Source organism: Gelidibacter japonicus, assembly GCF_010725055.1.
Lineage (GTDB): Bacteria > Bacteroidota > Bacteroidia > Flavobacteriales > Flavobacteriaceae > Gelidibacter > Gelidibacter japonicus.
This window is the reverse complement of sequence record NZ_BJKB01000016.1, coordinates 26,822-44,014: the sequence shown is the minus strand read 5'-3', so window position 1 is coordinate 44,014 and position 17,193 is coordinate 26,822. Positions and strand designations below refer to the sequence as shown.

At 38.6% G+C, this 17,193-nt stretch carries 14 protein-coding genes; 7 read left to right on the top strand and 7 right to left on the bottom strand.

Annotation, left to right across the window (positions count from 1 at the left end):
- Positions 1-39 precede the first annotated feature (39 nt).
- Positions 40-1,044, bottom strand: coding sequence for a DNA polymerase III subunit delta (gene holA / locus G6N06_RS15190; RefSeq protein ID WP_163517639.1), 1,005 nt, complete (start codon positions 1,042-1,044; stop codon positions 40-42).
- A 106-nt stretch (positions 1,045-1,150) separates the two neighbouring features.
- Here holA and G6N06_RS15185 point away from each other — a divergent pair, with 106 nt between their 5' ends.
- The 4 genes from G6N06_RS15185 (at position 1,151) to G6N06_RS15170 (ending at position 5,031) form a co-directional block, all read left to right on the top strand.
- Positions 1,151-1,600, top strand: a complete 450-nt coding sequence (locus G6N06_RS15185) for a type I restriction enzyme HsdR N-terminal domain-containing protein (RefSeq protein ID WP_163517694.1) — start codon at positions 1,151-1,153, stop codon at positions 1,598-1,600.
- 161 nt (positions 1,601-1,761) lie between these two features.
- Positions 1,762-2,772 (top strand): glycosyltransferase family 2 protein, encoded by a 1,011-nt coding sequence (locus tag G6N06_RS15180; RefSeq protein ID WP_163517638.1) that lies wholly within the window; start codon positions 1,762-1,764, stop codon positions 2,770-2,772.
- Between the two features lie 98 nt (positions 2,773-2,870).
- Positions 2,871-3,737, top strand: coding sequence for an OmpA/MotB family protein (locus tag G6N06_RS15175; RefSeq protein WP_163517637.1), 867 nt, complete (start codon positions 2,871-2,873; stop codon positions 3,735-3,737).
- A gap of 151 nt (positions 3,738-3,888) precedes the next feature.
- Entirely contained in the window at positions 3,889-5,031 is a 1,143-nt protein-coding gene (locus G6N06_RS15170) for an MFS transporter (protein ID WP_163517636.1), read from the top strand.
- Here the strand turns inward: G6N06_RS15170 and G6N06_RS15165 are convergent.
- Positions 5,028-5,648, bottom strand: coding sequence for an L-threonylcarbamoyladenylate synthase (locus G6N06_RS15165; RefSeq protein WP_163517635.1), 621 nt, complete (start codon positions 5,646-5,648; stop codon positions 5,028-5,030). The two genes, G6N06_RS15170 and G6N06_RS15165, sit on opposite strands and share 4 nt — an antisense overlap.
- 5 nt (positions 5,649-5,653) lie before the next feature.
- Here G6N06_RS15165 and G6N06_RS15160 point away from each other — a divergent pair, with 5 nt between their 5' ends.
- The gene (locus tag G6N06_RS15160) at positions 5,654-6,556 is read left to right on the top strand and encodes an alpha/beta hydrolase (protein WP_262890118.1); all 903 of its coding nucleotides are present in this window, start codon (positions 5,654-5,656) and stop codon (positions 6,554-6,556) included.
- Positions 6,557-6,570: 14 nt separating this feature from the next.
- On the opposite strand, the gene G6N06_RS15155 is transcribed toward G6N06_RS15160, so the two are convergent.
- Positions 6,571-8,886 (bottom strand): ATP-dependent helicase, encoded by a 2,316-nt coding sequence (locus tag G6N06_RS15155; protein ID WP_163517633.1) that lies wholly within the window; start codon positions 8,884-8,886, stop codon positions 6,571-6,573.
- Positions 8,887-9,033: 147 nt separating this feature from the next.
- Between G6N06_RS15155 and G6N06_RS15150 the strand changes: the two genes are divergently transcribed.
- Entirely contained in the window at positions 9,034-10,308 is a 1,275-nt protein-coding gene (locus G6N06_RS15150) for an amidohydrolase (protein ID WP_163517632.1), read from the top strand.
- 235 nt (positions 10,309-10,543) lie between these two features.
- On the opposite strand, the gene G6N06_RS15145 is transcribed toward G6N06_RS15150, so the two are convergent.
- Positions 10,544-12,115, bottom strand: coding sequence for an AsmA family protein (locus tag G6N06_RS15145; protein WP_163517631.1), 1,572 nt, complete (start codon positions 12,113-12,115; stop codon positions 10,544-10,546).
- Between the two features lie 341 nt (positions 12,116-12,456).
- Between G6N06_RS15145 and G6N06_RS15140 the strand changes: the two genes are divergently transcribed.
- Positions 12,457-12,981, top strand: coding sequence for a DUF7935 family protein (locus G6N06_RS15140; protein ID WP_163517630.1), 525 nt, complete (start codon positions 12,457-12,459; stop codon positions 12,979-12,981).
- Between the two features lie 3 nt (positions 12,982-12,984).
- On the opposite strand, the gene G6N06_RS15135 is transcribed toward G6N06_RS15140, so the two are convergent.
- From G6N06_RS15135 to G6N06_RS15125, 3 genes are all read right to left on the bottom strand, one after another.
- Positions 12,985-13,896, bottom strand: coding sequence for a patatin-like phospholipase family protein (locus G6N06_RS15135; protein WP_163517629.1), 912 nt, complete (start codon positions 13,894-13,896; stop codon positions 12,985-12,987).
- Positions 13,897-14,811, bottom strand: a complete 915-nt coding sequence (locus tag G6N06_RS15130; RefSeq protein ID WP_163517628.1) for a patatin-like phospholipase family protein — start codon at positions 14,809-14,811, stop codon at positions 13,897-13,899.
- 177 nt (positions 14,812-14,988) lie between these two features.
- Positions 14,989-16,998 carry a M1 family metallopeptidase gene (locus G6N06_RS15125; RefSeq protein WP_163517627.1) on the bottom strand — a complete coding sequence of 670 codons (2,010 nt, stop codon included), beginning with the start codon at positions 16,996-16,998 and terminating at the stop codon, positions 14,989-14,991.
- Positions 16,999-17,193 lie beyond the last annotated feature (195 nt).

The window sequence follows — 17,193 nt, the reverse complement described above, 5'->3', positions numbered from 1 at the left end:
CGTCCGAAGAAAGGAAGAGGCATGAACCCATAACTCAAATCACCTCATAATCCGAACTAGAAGTTCTTTTAGCAAATCTCCTTGTGGAACCGCATAAGCCCCTACACCTTTACTTTTAACATCAAATTCGCGTAAGGTAGCAATGACACTGCTCACTTTTCTCATCGGATAGTTTCTTGCAGCGGTGATATACTCATTTACAAAATAGGGATTGATTTTTAAGGCAGAAGCCACATTTCTCGGTGATTTGTCATTCATTCCATGCAAGTAGAGCAACTGTGAAAAGAAATTAAACAACAATGACACCGTTACCACCATGGGATTATCCTTGGGGTTTTCAGCAAAATAAATAACGATTTGATGGGCTTTTTTAAAATTACCTTCCCCGATGGCCTTACGCAATTCAAAGTTGTTAAAATCCTTACTGATCCCGATGTTCTCTTCTATTTGTTCTGGAGATATCTGTGTGCCCTTTGGCAAAACAATCTGAAGTTTATCCAATTCATTGTTGATCTTGCTCAAATCAGTTCCCAAAAACTCAACGAGCATTTGGGCAGCTTTTGGAGCAATGGTATAATCCTTAGGTGCCAGCACACGTCTTATCCAATCTGCTACCTGGTTTTCATAAAGTTTTTTGCTTTCATAAACCACCCCCATTTTATTCAGGGTTTTATACAGTGATTTGCGTTTGTCAATGGTCTTGTACTTATAGTTCATCACCAATATGGTGGAAGGCTGTGGTTGCTTGGCGTAGTCAACCAACTTCTCTATTGTCCGCGATAGATCTTGAGCTTCCTTTACAATAATCACCTGATATTCTGCCATCATAGGAAATCGTTTCGCATTGCCCACAATATCATCTATGGAAACGTCACGGCCATAAAGAACCATTTGATTGAAACCGCGTTCCTCCTCGGTAAGCACATTGTCTTCAATAAACTCTGAAATCTTATCTATATAATAAGGCTCTTCGCCCATTAAAAAATAAATGGGCTTCAACTTCCTGCTCTTTATATCGGCAGCTAACTGTTTAACTTCGTCCAAACTTTGTAAATTTTGAAATTCTTAAGCACCAAATCCCAATTTTATCTTGAAGAATTTGGTATTTAGGTATTGAAGATTAACTTTGGCAATGTCTAAATTAGAAGTCTTGCAACCACTTAATTTTCCAAAGTTTTCGTTCCGATTCAAAAATAGCGAAAATAAAGTATCTATTTTCGACGTCGTTCGTAAAAAATTCATGATTTTACAACCAGAAGAATGGGTACGTCAACATTGTGTGCGTTACCTGATGGACGAAAAAAATTATCCTCTCTCCTTAATCAACGTCGAAAAGGAATTGATCATAAACAATTTAAAAAAACGTTACGATATTGTTGTTTTCAACACCCGTGGCAATGTTCATTTAATTGTGGAATGCAAAGCACCCCAAATTGAAATCGACCAAAGTACGTTTGATCAAATTGCGCGTTACAACCTCACTTTAAAAGCAAAATATTTGATGGTTACCAATGGATTGCAACATTATTACTGCCAGATGGATTTTGAGAAGGAGAGTTATGTTTTTTTGAAGGATATTCCGGAGTATGAAAGGGGTTAAGTGTGATTTGATAGGAATTGGGGATTGTTGATTGTTGAGTGGGGATTTGTTTGGAATTTTGCACAAAGAAGGGTTGAATATTGAATGCTGCATATTGAAGTTTGACAGAATGAAATCCGGAACTTGAAACTTAGTAAGTAAAAATAAAAAATAGAGCATTCGTGGCTAAAAAAGACATCGCAGTCGTAATCTTAAATTGGAATGGCAAGGCCTTGTTGGAAAAATTTCTTCCATCAGTCATTATGCATTCTGAAGCTGCTGTTATTTACGTAGCTGATAATGCCTCAACTGACGACTCTGTCAGTTTTTTAAAAACGAATTATCCTTCAGTAAAGATTATTCAAAATCAAGAAAATGGTGGTTATGCCAAAGGTTACAATGATGCTTTAAAACATGTTGATGAAGATATCCTATGCCTTCTAAATAGTGATATTGAAGTGACAGAAAGTTGGTTAGAGCCCATAGACTCCTTGTTTAACACCGAATCCGAAACAGCCATTATTCAGCCAAAAATCCTCGATTATCACCATAAGGACTATTTTGAGTATGCTGGAGCTGGCGGTGGATTTATCGACAAATTCGGATATCCCTATTGCAGAGGGCGGATTTTTAATACCATCGAAAAAGATTTAGGTCAATACGATGACATCACCCCAATTTTCTGGGCCTCTGGCGCCTGCTTCTTTATAAGGAAATCGGTTTTCGATAAGCTAAACGGTTTTGATGAATCTTTCTTTGCACATATGGAAGAAATCGATTTGTGTTGGCGCGCCCACAACTACGGCTATACCACTAAATATGTGGGCACGTCAACGGTATATCACGTTGGTGGTGCGACCTTAAACACTACAAATCCAAAAAAAACCTATCTCAACTTCAGAAACAGTTTGTACACCATAACCAAAAATGCTCCAGGACAATTATTTCTTTTAATCTTTACTCGGCTTATCTTAGATGGTTTTGCCAGTTTAAAATTTTTGACAGAATTAAAATTTGCCCATATCGTGGCGGTTTTAAAGGCCCATGGTAGCTTTTACACGCATTTTTTCCAATTATTAAAAAAACGTCAGTTCTTAAGAAACAGTATTCCTAGAATTTCAAACCGAAAATATTATCGAACAAAGTCCATTATATGGCTTTATTTTGTGAGAAATCGCAAGGAATTTAGGTGAAAATTAAAGTGTTAAAATTCTTGTTAATTCTTCGCTTAAGTAGGATTATTTGTATAATTTTGCCTTGTTAAATTTCTAATTATTTAATCACTACCATTATGAAAAAAATCATGTTATTAAGTGTGTTTTCATTGTTGGTTTTAAGTTCATGTGTATCCAAAAAAGAATATGCAGCTCTTGAAGCTAAGCAAAAAGAAACACAAGATTTATTGAATACCGCAACAGTAAAGCTAAACAGCTGTATTTCTGAAAGAGCTGCAGCCGTAGCACGCGTTGAAGGCCTACAAGAGCAATTGGCTGATATGCGCAAAACAAACCAGGATTTAATTGACACCAAAGGCAACTTAACAACTCTAACCCAAAAAGGCGCTGAGAATCTTGAAAGATCTCTTGAAAGCCTAAAAGAAAAAGATCTTAAAATTACACGTTTGCAGGATGCATTGACCAAGAAAGACAGTGTGACCTTAGCAATTGTAACAAGCTTAAAGAAAGATGTTGGTCTTAACGATCCTGACATTCAAATTAATGTTGAAAAAGGTGTTGTTTATATATCTATCGCGGATAAGTTATTATTCCAAAGTGGAAGCTACAACGTTACTTCAAGAGCTAAGACTATCTTAAGCAAAGTAGCAACTGTGGTAAACGGAAAACCTGATTTTGAATGTATGGTAGAAGGTCATACAGACAGCGTACCTTATAACAGAGGTGGTGTATTGCTTGACAACTGGGATCTTAGTGTCAAACGTGCCACTTCTATCGTAAGAGTATTGGAAGAATTAGGTGTGAACCCAAAGCAATTGATTGCTTCTGGACGTAGTGAATATGTACCATTGGTACCTAATGATACTGCGGAAAACAGATCAATCAACAGACGAACACGTATTTTAGTACTTCCTAAAATTGACCAATTCTACGATATGGTTGAAAAAGAAATGAAAAGTATGATTGCTGAAGACAAAAAATAATTTGTCTGATGATACATCTTTTAAAAGCCCAATCTCGCGATTGGGCTTTTTCAATTAAGATAGTGTTTGATCCTTTGTCAATAATAAAACCTACGAAATATTTCTACAATCAAAATTTATCGTAGATTTTTGCATCTTCAAACTGAAATAAATGAACGAAAACCAAAAGCAACGGATTGCTTTAAGCATATTTTTTTTAATTTCCGGATTTAGCTTTGCCACATGGGCATCTCGTATTCCCACAATCAAATCACTTTTCGACCTCAATGACGCCGAACTGGGTAATATATTGTTGATTTTGCCTATCAGTTCGTTGTTGGGCTTACCTATTTCAGGATGGTTGGTTTCAAAATTTGATAGTCGAAAACCAATGATCATTTCCTTCGTCTTTTTCAATATTGCCTTAGCTTTGATTGGGTTTTCGCAGTCAATCTTAATGTTGGCCTTTGCCGTTTTCTTATTCTCGTTTACTATGAGGATCATTAATATTGCCATAAATACACAATCCATAAGTGTTCAGAGGAATTTTGTTAGGAATATTGTGGGTTCTTTCCATGGTCTATGGAGTGTTGGAGGGCTTATGGGCGTAGCCTTTTCTACGCTAATGGTCAAATTGGAAGTCCCAATGGACTCGCATACCTTAATGGTGTCCACATTTTCAATGATTGCCATCCTAATCGCTTATCCATTTTTACTCAAAAACGACAAATCTCCTCATGGCAATAAACTCATTCTGGGAAAACCTGACAGATCCATCATGCTCTTGGGAATCCTGGTCTTTTTTGCGGCCGTTTGCGAAGGTGGCATCTTTGATTGGAGTGGTGTGTATTTTAAAGATATTGTCAAAGTCGAATTATTTACACTCGGCTACCTCATTTTCATGGTATTTATGGCCCTCTCACGATTCTTTTCCGATCGGTTGATTGAAGAAGTAGGAATGAAACGACTTTATATCATCAGCGCTTCATTGATTAGCATTGGCATTCTTATTCTTATTGTATTTCCTTATTTCTGGCCTTGTATCATTGGATTAAGTATTACCGGAATTGGCGTTGCAGCTATTTTCCCCATGACCTTTATGCTGGCGGGAATGTCCAAAAAATATTCTCCAGGAATGGCGATTTCTATCGTTGCCACCTACGCCATTGTTGGAATGCTCGTTGGGCCTCCACTCATTGGCTATATTGCCCATGCCTTTAATTTGAAAGTAGCTTTTGTGATTTTCTTGATTGCAGGATTAATGTTGATTCCTATTTCACAGTTATTTTTTAAGCAACAACATGAGGCCGATTAAAAAATCTCCAAACTGCCTTTCCCTTCTCTTACAATGACAGGCTCATCTTCAGATAAGTCAATAATTGTAGAAGCTAGGTTATCGCCATAACCTCCATCAATGACCAAGTCCACCAAATTATCCCATTTCTCCAAAATCAATTCAGGATCTGTGGTATATTCTATAATTTCGTCCTCATCCCTAATAGATGTCGAAATGATGGGTCTTCCCAATTGCCTTACAATTTCTAAAGCAATATTGTTCTTTGGCACTCTGATACCTACCGTTTTTTTCTTTTTAAAAGGATGAGGAAGTGTTTTTGCTCCAGGAAGAATAAAGGTATAGGGCCCAGGCAGGGCTCGTTTTAAAATCTTAAATGTGGTGGTATCAATTTGTTTGACATAGTCGCTGAGGTTGCTCAAATCATGGCATATAAAGGAAAAATTGGCTTTGTCCAATTTGACGCCCTTAATTTGCGCCACGCGCTCCAATGCCTTGATATTATTGATGTCGCAGCCCAATCCATACACAGTATCGGTAGGATAAATAATCAATCCACCATTTTTAAGTACCTTAATGACCTTCTTAATTTCCTTGGCATTCGGGTTCTCTTCATAAATTCTTATAAATTCAGCCATAATATGTGTGTTTTAATTACGTTTACAAAGTAATTAATAATTTCATTATGAAGGCCATAAAACTACTATTACTCACTTTAGTCATTGCTTCTATATCATTTTCCTGCAGTAAAGAAAGTACCGATGCACCTATCCAAGGTTTAAATCCCACAGAATATTATCAAGAACTCAATATCAATTATGGACCTGACGCCGGCCAAAAATTCGATCTGTACCTGCCAAAAAACAGAAATGCTTCAACAAAAGTCATCATCTTGGTACACGGCGGCGGATGGACAGGAGGCGATAAGGTAGATATGAATGGTTTTAGGGATATCATCCGTCAGGATTTATCTGATGTGGCCATCGTGAATATCAATTACCGACTGGCAAACAGCAACAGAAATCCTTATCCCATGCAGATTGACGACATCACTTCAGTAATAAACCATCTCAAAGAGAATCGAGACTACTACGTTATTTCCGATGATTATGGCTTGATTGGAGTCAGTGCGGGCGGACATTTATCATTACTTTGGAGTTATGCTTTTGATACCGACGAGAATGTAAAAATGGTTTGTAGCATTGTTGGTCCTACCAACTTTACGGATCCCGCCTATTTGAACAGTACTGATCCAAATATTCGGGCTTTGATGGACTTGTATGGTGTTGATGCTTCTACTGAGTTTTTGGAAGAAGTCAGTCCGTACCATCGTGTCACTGCCAATGCATCGCCAACGATTTTGTTTTATGGTGGAAAAGATCCGTTAATTCCAACAACCCAAGGTACGGCCATGAGAGAGCGGTTGCAACAATTGGGCGTTACCCACGAATTCACGCTCTATGAAAATGCCGGCCATGGTTGGTTGGGATTGGAATTATTGGATACTTGGTCAAAATTAAAAACATTTACCCAAACGCATTTATAAGTTTTTGAAACTCCTTACCCGAGCACATCCAATTTCGCAAAACGCAATAACAATTTTTTGACACCGCCATGCTCAAAGTTGATTTCAGCCTTGGTATCTGCGCCAACACCTTCAATCTTCAACACCTCACCTTTGCCAAAACGCATATGTTCCACTATATTCCCTACTGTCAATTTGCCGTCAAACAAATTCACATCAGGGCTTCCTGTTGATTTTCCAATAGGCTTTAATTTGGCTGGAGGAATAAATTTAGGTGGTTTTTCTTCTGATTTCCGTTTGACAGGTTTCTTAAAACGAATCTGATTGGGTTCCACATCGCCAAAAATATCTGCAGACAACATCGGATTGAAGCGTCTATCATCTATTGGGGTTAGTATTTCTAAATATTTTTCGTCTATTTCCTCAATAAAACGGCTTGGTTCAGCGTCAATCAATTTTCCCCAACGGTAACGTGACATGGTATAGGTCAGATACGCTTGTTTTTCGGCCCTAGTTAAGGCCACATAAAATAGGCGTCGCTCCTCCTCCAACTCACTACGGGTGTTCATACTCATCCCGCTTGGGAATAAATCCTCCTCCATACCTACGATATACACATAAGGAAACTCCAACCCCTTTGCCAAGTGGATAGTCATTAGGGCCACGTGATCGGCATCGCCTTTATCGGCATCCAAATCGGTTGCCAAGGCCACATCTTCCAAGAATTCTGTCAAGGCACCTGTGGCATCTGCCAACTCCTCCTGCCCTTCTACAAAATCTTTGATTCCATTGAGTAGCTCCTCAATATTTTCCATCTTGGCAATGCCTTCTGGAGTGCCATCATTTCTAAATTCATTGATCAGCCCAGTCACTTTGGTCACATGTTCCGCCAATTCAAAAGCGTTTGCTGTTTGGTTCATCACCTGGAAACTTTCAATCATGGTGACGAAGTTTCTAAGTTTATTTTTAGTGCCCGAATTGATATTGATTTCAATTTTGTCAATATGCTTCATCACATCAAAAATAGAACGGTTATAGCCGTTTGCAGCTACCACCAATCGATCTATGGTGGTCTGGCCTATGCCACGCCCAGGAAAGTTGATGACCCGCTTAAGCGCTTCCTCATCGGCTGGATTGATAATCAATCGCAAGTAAGACAGTACATCCTTAATCTCTTTGCGCTGATAGAAGGACAATCCTCCATAAATTCTATACGGAATGCCCCGTTTTCTCAACGCATCCTCCATCGCACGAGATTGGGCATTGGTACGGTATAAAATGGCAAAATCACTGTTCATCAGTTGATGTTCCATTTTGTTTTCAAAGATGGAACTTGCCACAAAACGTCCCTCATCACCATCGGTCATCAATCGGTTGACCTTTATTTTAGCCCCTTCATCATTGGCCGTCCACACCACTTTTTCAAGTTTGGTCTGGTTCTTTTCAATGATGGAATTGGCAGCATTGACAATATTCTTGGTAGACCTATAATTTTGTTCCAAACGAAACATTTTCACATCGTCATAATCTTTCTGGAAATTTAAGATATTGTTGATATTGGCACCTCTAAAGGCATAAATACTCTGTGCGTCGTCTCCAACGACACAAATATTTTGGAAACGGTCTGACAATGCCCTGACGATCAAATATTGGGAATGGTTGGTATCCTGATACTCATCTACCAGAATATATCGGAACCGATTTTGATATTTGGCCAATACATCTGGGAAACGCGTCAACAACTCATTGGTTTTTAATAAAAGATCATCAAAATCCATGGCACCCGCCTTAAAGCAACGATCCACATAATTTTTGTAGATATCTCCCAGCCTTGGGCGTTTGGCCATGGTGTCGGCCTCAATCAACTCAGGATTTTGGAAATAGGCTCTTACCGTAATCAAACTATTCTTATAGGAGGAAATCCTCGAGCTGATCTGTTTGGTTTTGTAAATATCTTTATCAAGCCCCATTTCTTTGATAATAGCACCGATCAAACGTTGTGAATCCTGTGCATCATAGATGGTAAAATTGCTAGGAAAACCCAGTTTATCGGCTTCAATTCTCAGGATTTTTGCAAAAACCGAGTGAAATGTTCCCATCCATAGGTTTTTTGCTTCGCTAGCGCCTACAATTTCAGCAATTCTGCCCTTCATTTCACGAGCCGCCTTATTGGTAAAGGTCAATGAAAGAATATTAAACGGATCAACCCCCAAACTCATTAAGTAAGCAATCCTATAGGTCAACACACGAGTTTTTCCAGAACCTGCACCTGCAATCACAATCATAGGGCCGTCTTTTTGCAGTGTTGGTGCCAACTGCGCTTCATTTAACTGACTTAAATACTTTTCCAAATCTTATTCAATTATTAATCCGTGAAATTAACCAAAGCTTCTCTTTTTAGAGAACGTTTTTATCAATAATTATAAACAATTGTCATTGCTTTACAACTTTAAAAAGAAAATGAATATCTTTAGAATGACTTCAAAAATATCAAATCCATGAAATATTTTTTTCTGAGTATCTGTCTCTTTGGAACCGCCTTGATAAACGCCCAAACTGATTTAGAATCTGATTTCAATGCCATCGAACCTAAAGTAATTGAATGGCGCCGTCATTTCCACGAACATCCAGAGCTGAGCAATCGGGAATTTAAAACGGCTGAAAAAATCGCTGAACATTTAAGATCATTGGGTATTGAAGTGCAGACTGGTGTTGCAAAAACGGGAGTTGTCGGACTTTTAAAAGGAAATCACCCAGGGAAAGTTGTGGCCCTGAGAGCGGATATTGATGCCCTTCCCGTAACGGAACGCAATGATTTGCCGTTTAAATCGATGGTTGAAACAGAATTTATGGGTACAAAAACCGGGGTGATGCACGCTTGCGGACATGATACCCATATTGCCATTTTAATGGGTGTTGCAGAGATTTTATCCAAACATAAGGACAAGATTAACGGCACCGTGAAATTCATTTTTCAACCTGCAGAAGAAGGCCCACCACCTGGAGAAGAAGGTGGCGCCAAACTCATGATCAAAGAAGGGGTGTTGGAAAACCCAAAAGTAGATGCGATTTTTGGTCTACATATCAACTCAGCAACTCCTGTAGGCACTATTAAGTACAAACCTGGCGGTATAATGGCCGCGGTAGAACGATTTGTAATTAATGTGAAGGGCAAACAAAGTCATGGATCTCAGCCTTGGTTGGGTGTGGATCCTATTTTGATTTCGGCAAAAATTATTGATGGCTTTCAATCGATAGTTAGCAGGGAGCTCGACTTGACCGAAGAAGCTGCGGTCATTACCGTGGGCAAGATTACGAGCGGCGTCCGATTTAATATTATCCCTGAAAGCGCCGAGCTCATTGGAACAGTCCGATCCTTGGATGCCGAAATGAAAGCAAAGATCATCAAACGTATGACTGAAATGACAGAAACCATTGCCACGGCGTATGGTGGTGAAGCTAGTATTGTCTTTGAGAACTTTACCTCCATAACTTACAACGATCCGGATTTAACCGCTACAATGTTACCAACACTTCAAAAAGTAGCAGGAAATGACTATGTTGTGATTACCAAAGCGGTCACCGGTGGAGAAGATTTCTCCTATTTTCAGGAAGTCGTACCGGGTCTGTATTTTTTCTTGGGCGGTATGACTCCAGGGAATACAGAAGCATTTCCACATCACACCCCAGACTTTGTCATTGACGAAAGCGGGATGCTATTGGGCGTCAAAACAATGACTCAGTTGGCGATTGATTATTTGGAGCTGGATTGATCTTGTTTCCCGCCTCCGCACTACCCGCCTTCGCTAACGCTTCGGACGGGCAGGCGGACGGGCTGGCTTCTTTCTTGTTTCTTGTTTCTTGTTTCTTGTTTCTTGTTTCTAAAGAAATCTAAAGTAAACGATTTAACCATTTGAAAAATACTATTTAAAATAATAGATTTGAAAGGAGATGGCTCATTTTGAGTTGACGTCTATTTTCGCTATTATCAAAGAAAACAGACTGCCGCTACTTCTTTTTTCCATCTCCAGTCAAGACACTTGCCAGTCCCGCCTTGATGCTTATCCACAGAAAATTGAAGATTGATTTGGTATGATCCCGCTCAATTCCTTCTTTATTGCCTTCCCTAAAACCATCTGAAGCTCTATCGCTATTCTTCGCGATGAACAAGTTGGCAATGGCTGATAATACTTTATTTTTCTTTTCTCCATCACCATCCAATATGTCCACCTTGAAATCTTCGTAATTTGCTTTCATATCTACTCTTGAGGTATTGGCATCACCGGAAACCGTCGCATAGGTCTGTAAAAGCTCACCCTCAAGTTTCACCTTTAAATTGGGTTGTGAAAACGCATTCAAGTCGGCAGCAGGAAGCTTACCAAGATCAACTCTAAATACAAAGGCGTCATTGACGTCATTGACATCAAATTCCCAATGTACTTTTAATGGCGTTTGTGCCATAAAAACAGCATCAATATCTAAAGTCGTTCGTTCGGAAGCACCATAAGTATTACTTATATTTTTAATGTCGACGTTCATCTTTGTAAAAGAAAGTTGTCCCGCCCCCATATCCACATTCACTTTTTCAGAATACACAATGCTCGCATTCCTAAGACTTACTGAACTTAAAGTCAAGTCAAACTTCAGCTCTCTTAACATCCTACTGTATAACCTCTTGCGAGTCAAATCGTCAGCTATTAACTTATTTCTATAAAGGTCCATTTCTGGAGTTTCAAAAGTCACTTTCGGACTTTTAAAATAAAAAACGGAATCATTTTCATACCCAAACTTTTGATCCTCTATTACCAATGACGCAATAGACACATCAAAATGATCTCGTTCAACCTGGATCATTTGATCAAATTTTGCCTTGGAGTATTTTGTGTACATTTTCATTCCGTCAAAAACGGCCTTATCTTGGGTTATACTCGCTGAAGCGATTTCAAGATTTTCATATTCTCCCATTGTATAGAATAAATCATTGTAGGAGATATTATAATCGTCATATTTAAATGGAATAGTACTTTGGACTGTTTCACTGTCAATTGTGATGGCCATGATATTGGCAGTCAAGCTTTTTAACTGTAACAACAAAGAGTCCGTCCCAAAGTCCTTAATAATAACTTCAGCGTCTTGGATATTAAATCTTTCTACGGTAATTTCTTGCTGAAGCTGCTCTATTGACGAATTCCTGTACTCACTTTTAGGGATTTCGCTATTATGGCTATATAAGAACTTTGGGCTTCTGAATTGCACGCTTTTTACATGAATATTATCATTGACCAGGTAGCTCCATACTCCAAACCCGTCTACCAATAAAGTGTCCAATTCCACTTCGACATTGATTTTTGAAGTATGGCTGCCTCTATTCACGATTCTGGGCTGGGTAAGCACGACATCTCCTCGCCATATACTTAGGTCTAAAGACTCATAGTCAAGGCTAAGGTTTTCAGGAAGCTTTGTATTCAGGAAATTTTCAACTTTTGAAGTCACAATGGCATTGGCCACAAAATACCCCACAATGGTCAGAACCAAAATTGTGGACAATGTGATTAGGGTAGTTTTCAACGGTTTTGTCATAGTTTAAAGATATACTTTTATGTACATCGGTTTAAACTTTTAAATAAAAATCTTTGAGTACAGGACTTTCTGGCGACCAATAGCCGTCTTTAGACCAAATAAAAGCATTCTTTGTGGAGTCAACCTTCAGACGTATAGGCTAAACTTAGATTCCATAATCTCGTTAGCTTTTGTGACCATTGTCAAAACCTGATTGGCCTGGTAAGTATGTTTTGCACCACACTTATAAAACGTCAATGTAGGTCGACAACTTTGTGAGAATTATAAATTTTCGATTTTTTAATAACTTTACGAAATTTTAAATAAAAACATCTTATGTTTGAAAAAACTTAATACCTATTATGGATATAGCAACAAAACTAATTGATGCCTTACTTTATGCAATCCCAGCGATAATCACTGGACTTATAGCTTATTATTTTTTTAGGGAACACACAAAAAATGAAGATGGCAGAAGACGTTTCTTACTTCAAAAAGAGATGCAAGTCAACGCTATGCCATTACGCCTGCAAGCCTATGAACGCATGGCTCTATTTTTAGAGCGCATCACACCTTCTAAACTATTAATCAGAGTAAATCCAACCTCTTCTGATAAAGATAGTTACGAAAGCTTACTTATAGCAAACATTGAACAGGAATTTGAACACAATCTGTCCCAACAGATCTATATCAGTGATGACTGCTGGAGGATTATTACTGCCGCAAAAAATGCCACAATTCAGCTCATAAGAAAAGCTAACCTTTCAGAAAAAACCAATACAGCCAACAAATTGAGAGAAGTTATTTTATCAGAAATGATGGAGAGAGGCACACCAAGCGATACAGCCCTTTCTTACATTAAAAAAGAAGTAAGCGAAATGTGGTAAGCACTATTTGTCAACCTCATTTGACACAGCACTCTCGTACTTGTTTTGAGCATATTCATAGCCTTGTTCCCACCAATTTGTCATTAACTTTTTACTGAAGATCAAGGAGTTTTCGGTTAGTTTTGTAGGTGTATAGTACAGATTGAGCTTGACATTTTTGTTGATTGCGGCCAGTTGTCCGATGGTCACATCGCTTTTTTCAACCTGTTCCAACAAATAGGAGAATAAATTGATCATCAAAGAAAACGGATTCTTCCCCAAGACCTTATGGTCTTCCATGTTTTCTGACTCCAAGATAATGGCATCAATCTCTGTGGCCCCTCTCTGTATAGCCTCTCTTATGGGCACAACACAGCCCAATCCGCCATCGGCGTATTCAAACCCATTTTTTACGGCCAACGACATAAATGGGATATAATTACAGGATATCCAGATCCAATCGCAAAATTCCTCGTACTTAAATTCTCTAATAGACTTGTATTCAACAGAGCTTTTAGACAGGTTTGCAACCGTCACAACAACATCAATCCCCGACTTCCTTACTTTGTTGAATTCATGCTCGGTAAAATTCTTCTTGATATTCCTTCGCAAGGCACCACTCTCACCAAAGGTCCTTTTGCGCTTCACAAACTGTATCAAGGAGTTAAAATAGTTTATGGAAACAAACTCTCTCCCGTCCTTTTTGTGCTGCACAAACGGACTGATACTAAAAACATCCCTCTGTTTAACATTAGTAAAAATGTCATATAATTTTCCAATATCATTAACTGCCAAATGAGGAATCAGGAGGCTTCCTGTCGAAGTCCCCAGGAACAAATCATACTTCCTGCCCTGATCTTCCATTAAATACTGCGCCACTCCTCCAGCATAGGCGCCTTTACTTCCTCCTCCTGAAATTACCAATGCTCTTTTCATCTATTCGGTTTTTTCTGGCTCCACCGGACTCACTTCTTGATTTTTGTATTTTGCAAAGTCAAATCCGCTTTGCCACCATAAGGTCATCTTGTCCTTGTTAAAAACCAATGAATTAGTGGTCAGAACTGTTGGTGTATAGTAAAAATTTATTATCGCATCTTGGTTGTTGGCTACAAACTTTCCAATCCTAATATTTTGAAACTCGATTCTATCCAACATAAACGCAAACATGTTTGTCAATAAGGAAAACGCATTCAACGAAGGCATCCTGTTATATTGCGTCACTTCAGTCTGTAAAACCACAGCATCAACCACAGTGGCACCACGTTTAATAGCTTCTTCTATAGGCACCATAGATCCCAATCCACCATCAGCATATTCGCATCCATCCTTTTTTACCAAGGACATAAAAGGCGTGTAATTGCAAGAAATCCAGACCCAATCCATAAACTCCTCGTAACCAAAATCTTTAATCGACTTATATTCCACCTGGTTAAGGGATAAATTCGAAACGGTGACCACCACATCAGCTTTCAAGGCTTTCAAAGCATTAAACCCCTCTTCAGTGACATGTGAACGAATCAATTTTTTTAAATTATAGCTTTCGCCGAAAGTTTTACTGCCCCGCAAAAGGTTTCGCAACACATTAAAGTGGTTGATGCTTATGGTTTCAATACCCTTTTTTCTCTTGATGTTAAACGGACAGACATTGAATATGTCATTCTGACTAACATTGGTGTAGATCTCTTTGATTTCATCTACTTTCTTTAACGCCAAATGAGACACCAAAAGGCTTCCCGTAGAAGTACCGATGAACAAGTCGTAATCCAACTTCTTGTTTTCTATAAGATATTGCGCCACTCCACCGGCAAACGCACCTTTGCTCCCCCCTCCTGATATAACTAATGCTCTCATTTGTGATTGGTATTTCTTGTTTCCCGCCCCTGCAATTGCCACCTGCCTTCGCTAACGCCTCAGACGGGCTGGCGGACGGGCAAGCTTGATTCTTGTTTCTTGTTTCTAAGTTGAAACTATTTGCTATTTGTTATTCGCTATTCTTTATTCCATACTCTATATTCTATTTTCTATTTTCTATTTTCTATATTCTTCACTCTTCATTTCATCCAAAATCGCTCTGTAGTCCTCAATATCCTGTAGTTCTATCATCAATCGTTTCGCAAACTGTTGAAAACGCCAATTGTGATGATGTGTAGCTTGCATCAGATTTCCCAAGGAAACCTTATCGAATCCGTGGATCAATTTTAGATAATTAAACGCATTCATCCTCAAATCAAAACCAAACCTTGGATCGGTATATCCCCTTAACTCATCAAAGACATCTTGCTTTTTATCCCGTTGATATTCTATGGTATTTAAATGTAAGGCCAACCACAGTAATTTTACGTTATAATCGTTAAACCCATAAATATCTTTGGTTTGATGCAGATATTTAGCCCGATCTGCTGGAAAATTAACCCATAGATTGTATAACGCATTCTCAATGGTCACATAGGACGCATCGTTTAAAAGTGTTTCATACGATTTTTTAAATTCCACTGGAATCGTGGTCATGTTTTGAGCGATGGCCTGTCGAACCTTAAGACCATTGTTAAAGTCTTCCAACTTGATCTCGTAGTTGGGCTGTGAAAGAATCTTGACCTTCGCCTTGTCAGAAATATCAGAAACCAAATAATTGTTACATTTTTCGGGATAGGTTCCACAGCTGACATCTAGATACTCACGAATAAACTCAGATCTGTTCAAACTTTGAACCATTATATCTTGCGGCAATACGCTATCTTCCAACCAAATTTTTACAAATTCCGACAAATCCTGATCGCTCGTCATCTCAACTTCTTTGATAAAGTCCGATGTTACAACGTTTTGATACTTGTGTTTTTGCAGGTAGTTTTTCACTGCCAATGCAAAAGCTTCCTCTCCAACCTGTTCGTGAAGCACATGCAAGGCCCAACATCCCTTTTGATAAAAAGTTACGCTGCTGGATTTGGGATCCAATAAAGCCGTGCTTTCTCCCGCATTTTCTTGTGCCAACAACTGCTGCGCATATTCATATAATCGCCAATAGTAATAATCAATCCCAAACACGTCACGTTCTGCCAAGAGCGCGTAATAGGTTGCAAATCCCTCCTGCAGCCAATGATGCTCACCACTTTTAGCGGTCACCAAGTTCCCAAACCACTGATGGGCAAGTTCATGCGCATTGACATTAACATAATTTCTATCGTTAAATGCAATAGCATCAACTACCAAATCGTCTGAGAAAATAGTCAACGTGGTGTTTTCCATCCCCGAATACAAAAAGTCCCTGACCGGAACCTGCCTGTAGATTTCCCAAGGATACGGCACACCAATCTTTGTCTCCAAAAAATCAAACATGTGTTTACTAAAGCGAAAAGTGGACTCCACCCTGGAAGAATCTTCTGGATAGAAGTAATACTCCAAAGGGATACCGCTATCTGAAGTTTCCGTCTTTTTACTGTATTTACCAATGGCCAGCGCAACAAGATAGCTGCTCATAGGCTCACTCATATCATAATGCCAAGTGGTCCGATTTTGGGTGATGGCTTCTTTTGCAATAAGCCTACCATTGGCCAACACTTCATAACCATCCTGGTATGCTATGGACAGATCAAATTCAATCTTATCATTTGTATCATCAATACTTGGCAGCCAACTACTTGTGTACTTTCCTTGGCCCTGGGTCCAAATTTGATCGCCTATAAAGTACAGTGCTTTTTTAGGCGTAGCCGAATACCAGAATTGCAATAGATACTCTTCGTTTTCCTTAAAATTAGTCGAAATTATAATTTTATCAGCATCTATTTGGTATTCAACAGATTCAACTTCATTCTTATTATGATCAGTCAACTTTAAACTCTTAAAGTCCATGTCCAAGGCATCGAGATATACAGAATTGACATCTCTTAAAACCTTAAAATAAACAAAAACGAAACCAGAAACACGGTTGGCTTCTTTAAAATTCAGTTCTGCCTTGATTCTTTTAAAATCAACATCTTCAACCTGTTGCGCAGAAACAATTCCAAAAATAAAAACAAATAAAAGCGAAAAGAAACTCTTCATTTACGGGCTTTGGTTAAGTGATGACCAAAATAAGAAAATAAAAACGATAATTCCACAATGCGAATAACCCTTTGTGAAACTTCTTTTTCTTTGTGTAACTTTGCGATATAGCCATCACTCAAAGTATTGCATAAAGGAGTTATAAAGAACCTTAAAGTTCATTTTTGAAGTCATTTAATTAGCTTTTGCACTTCG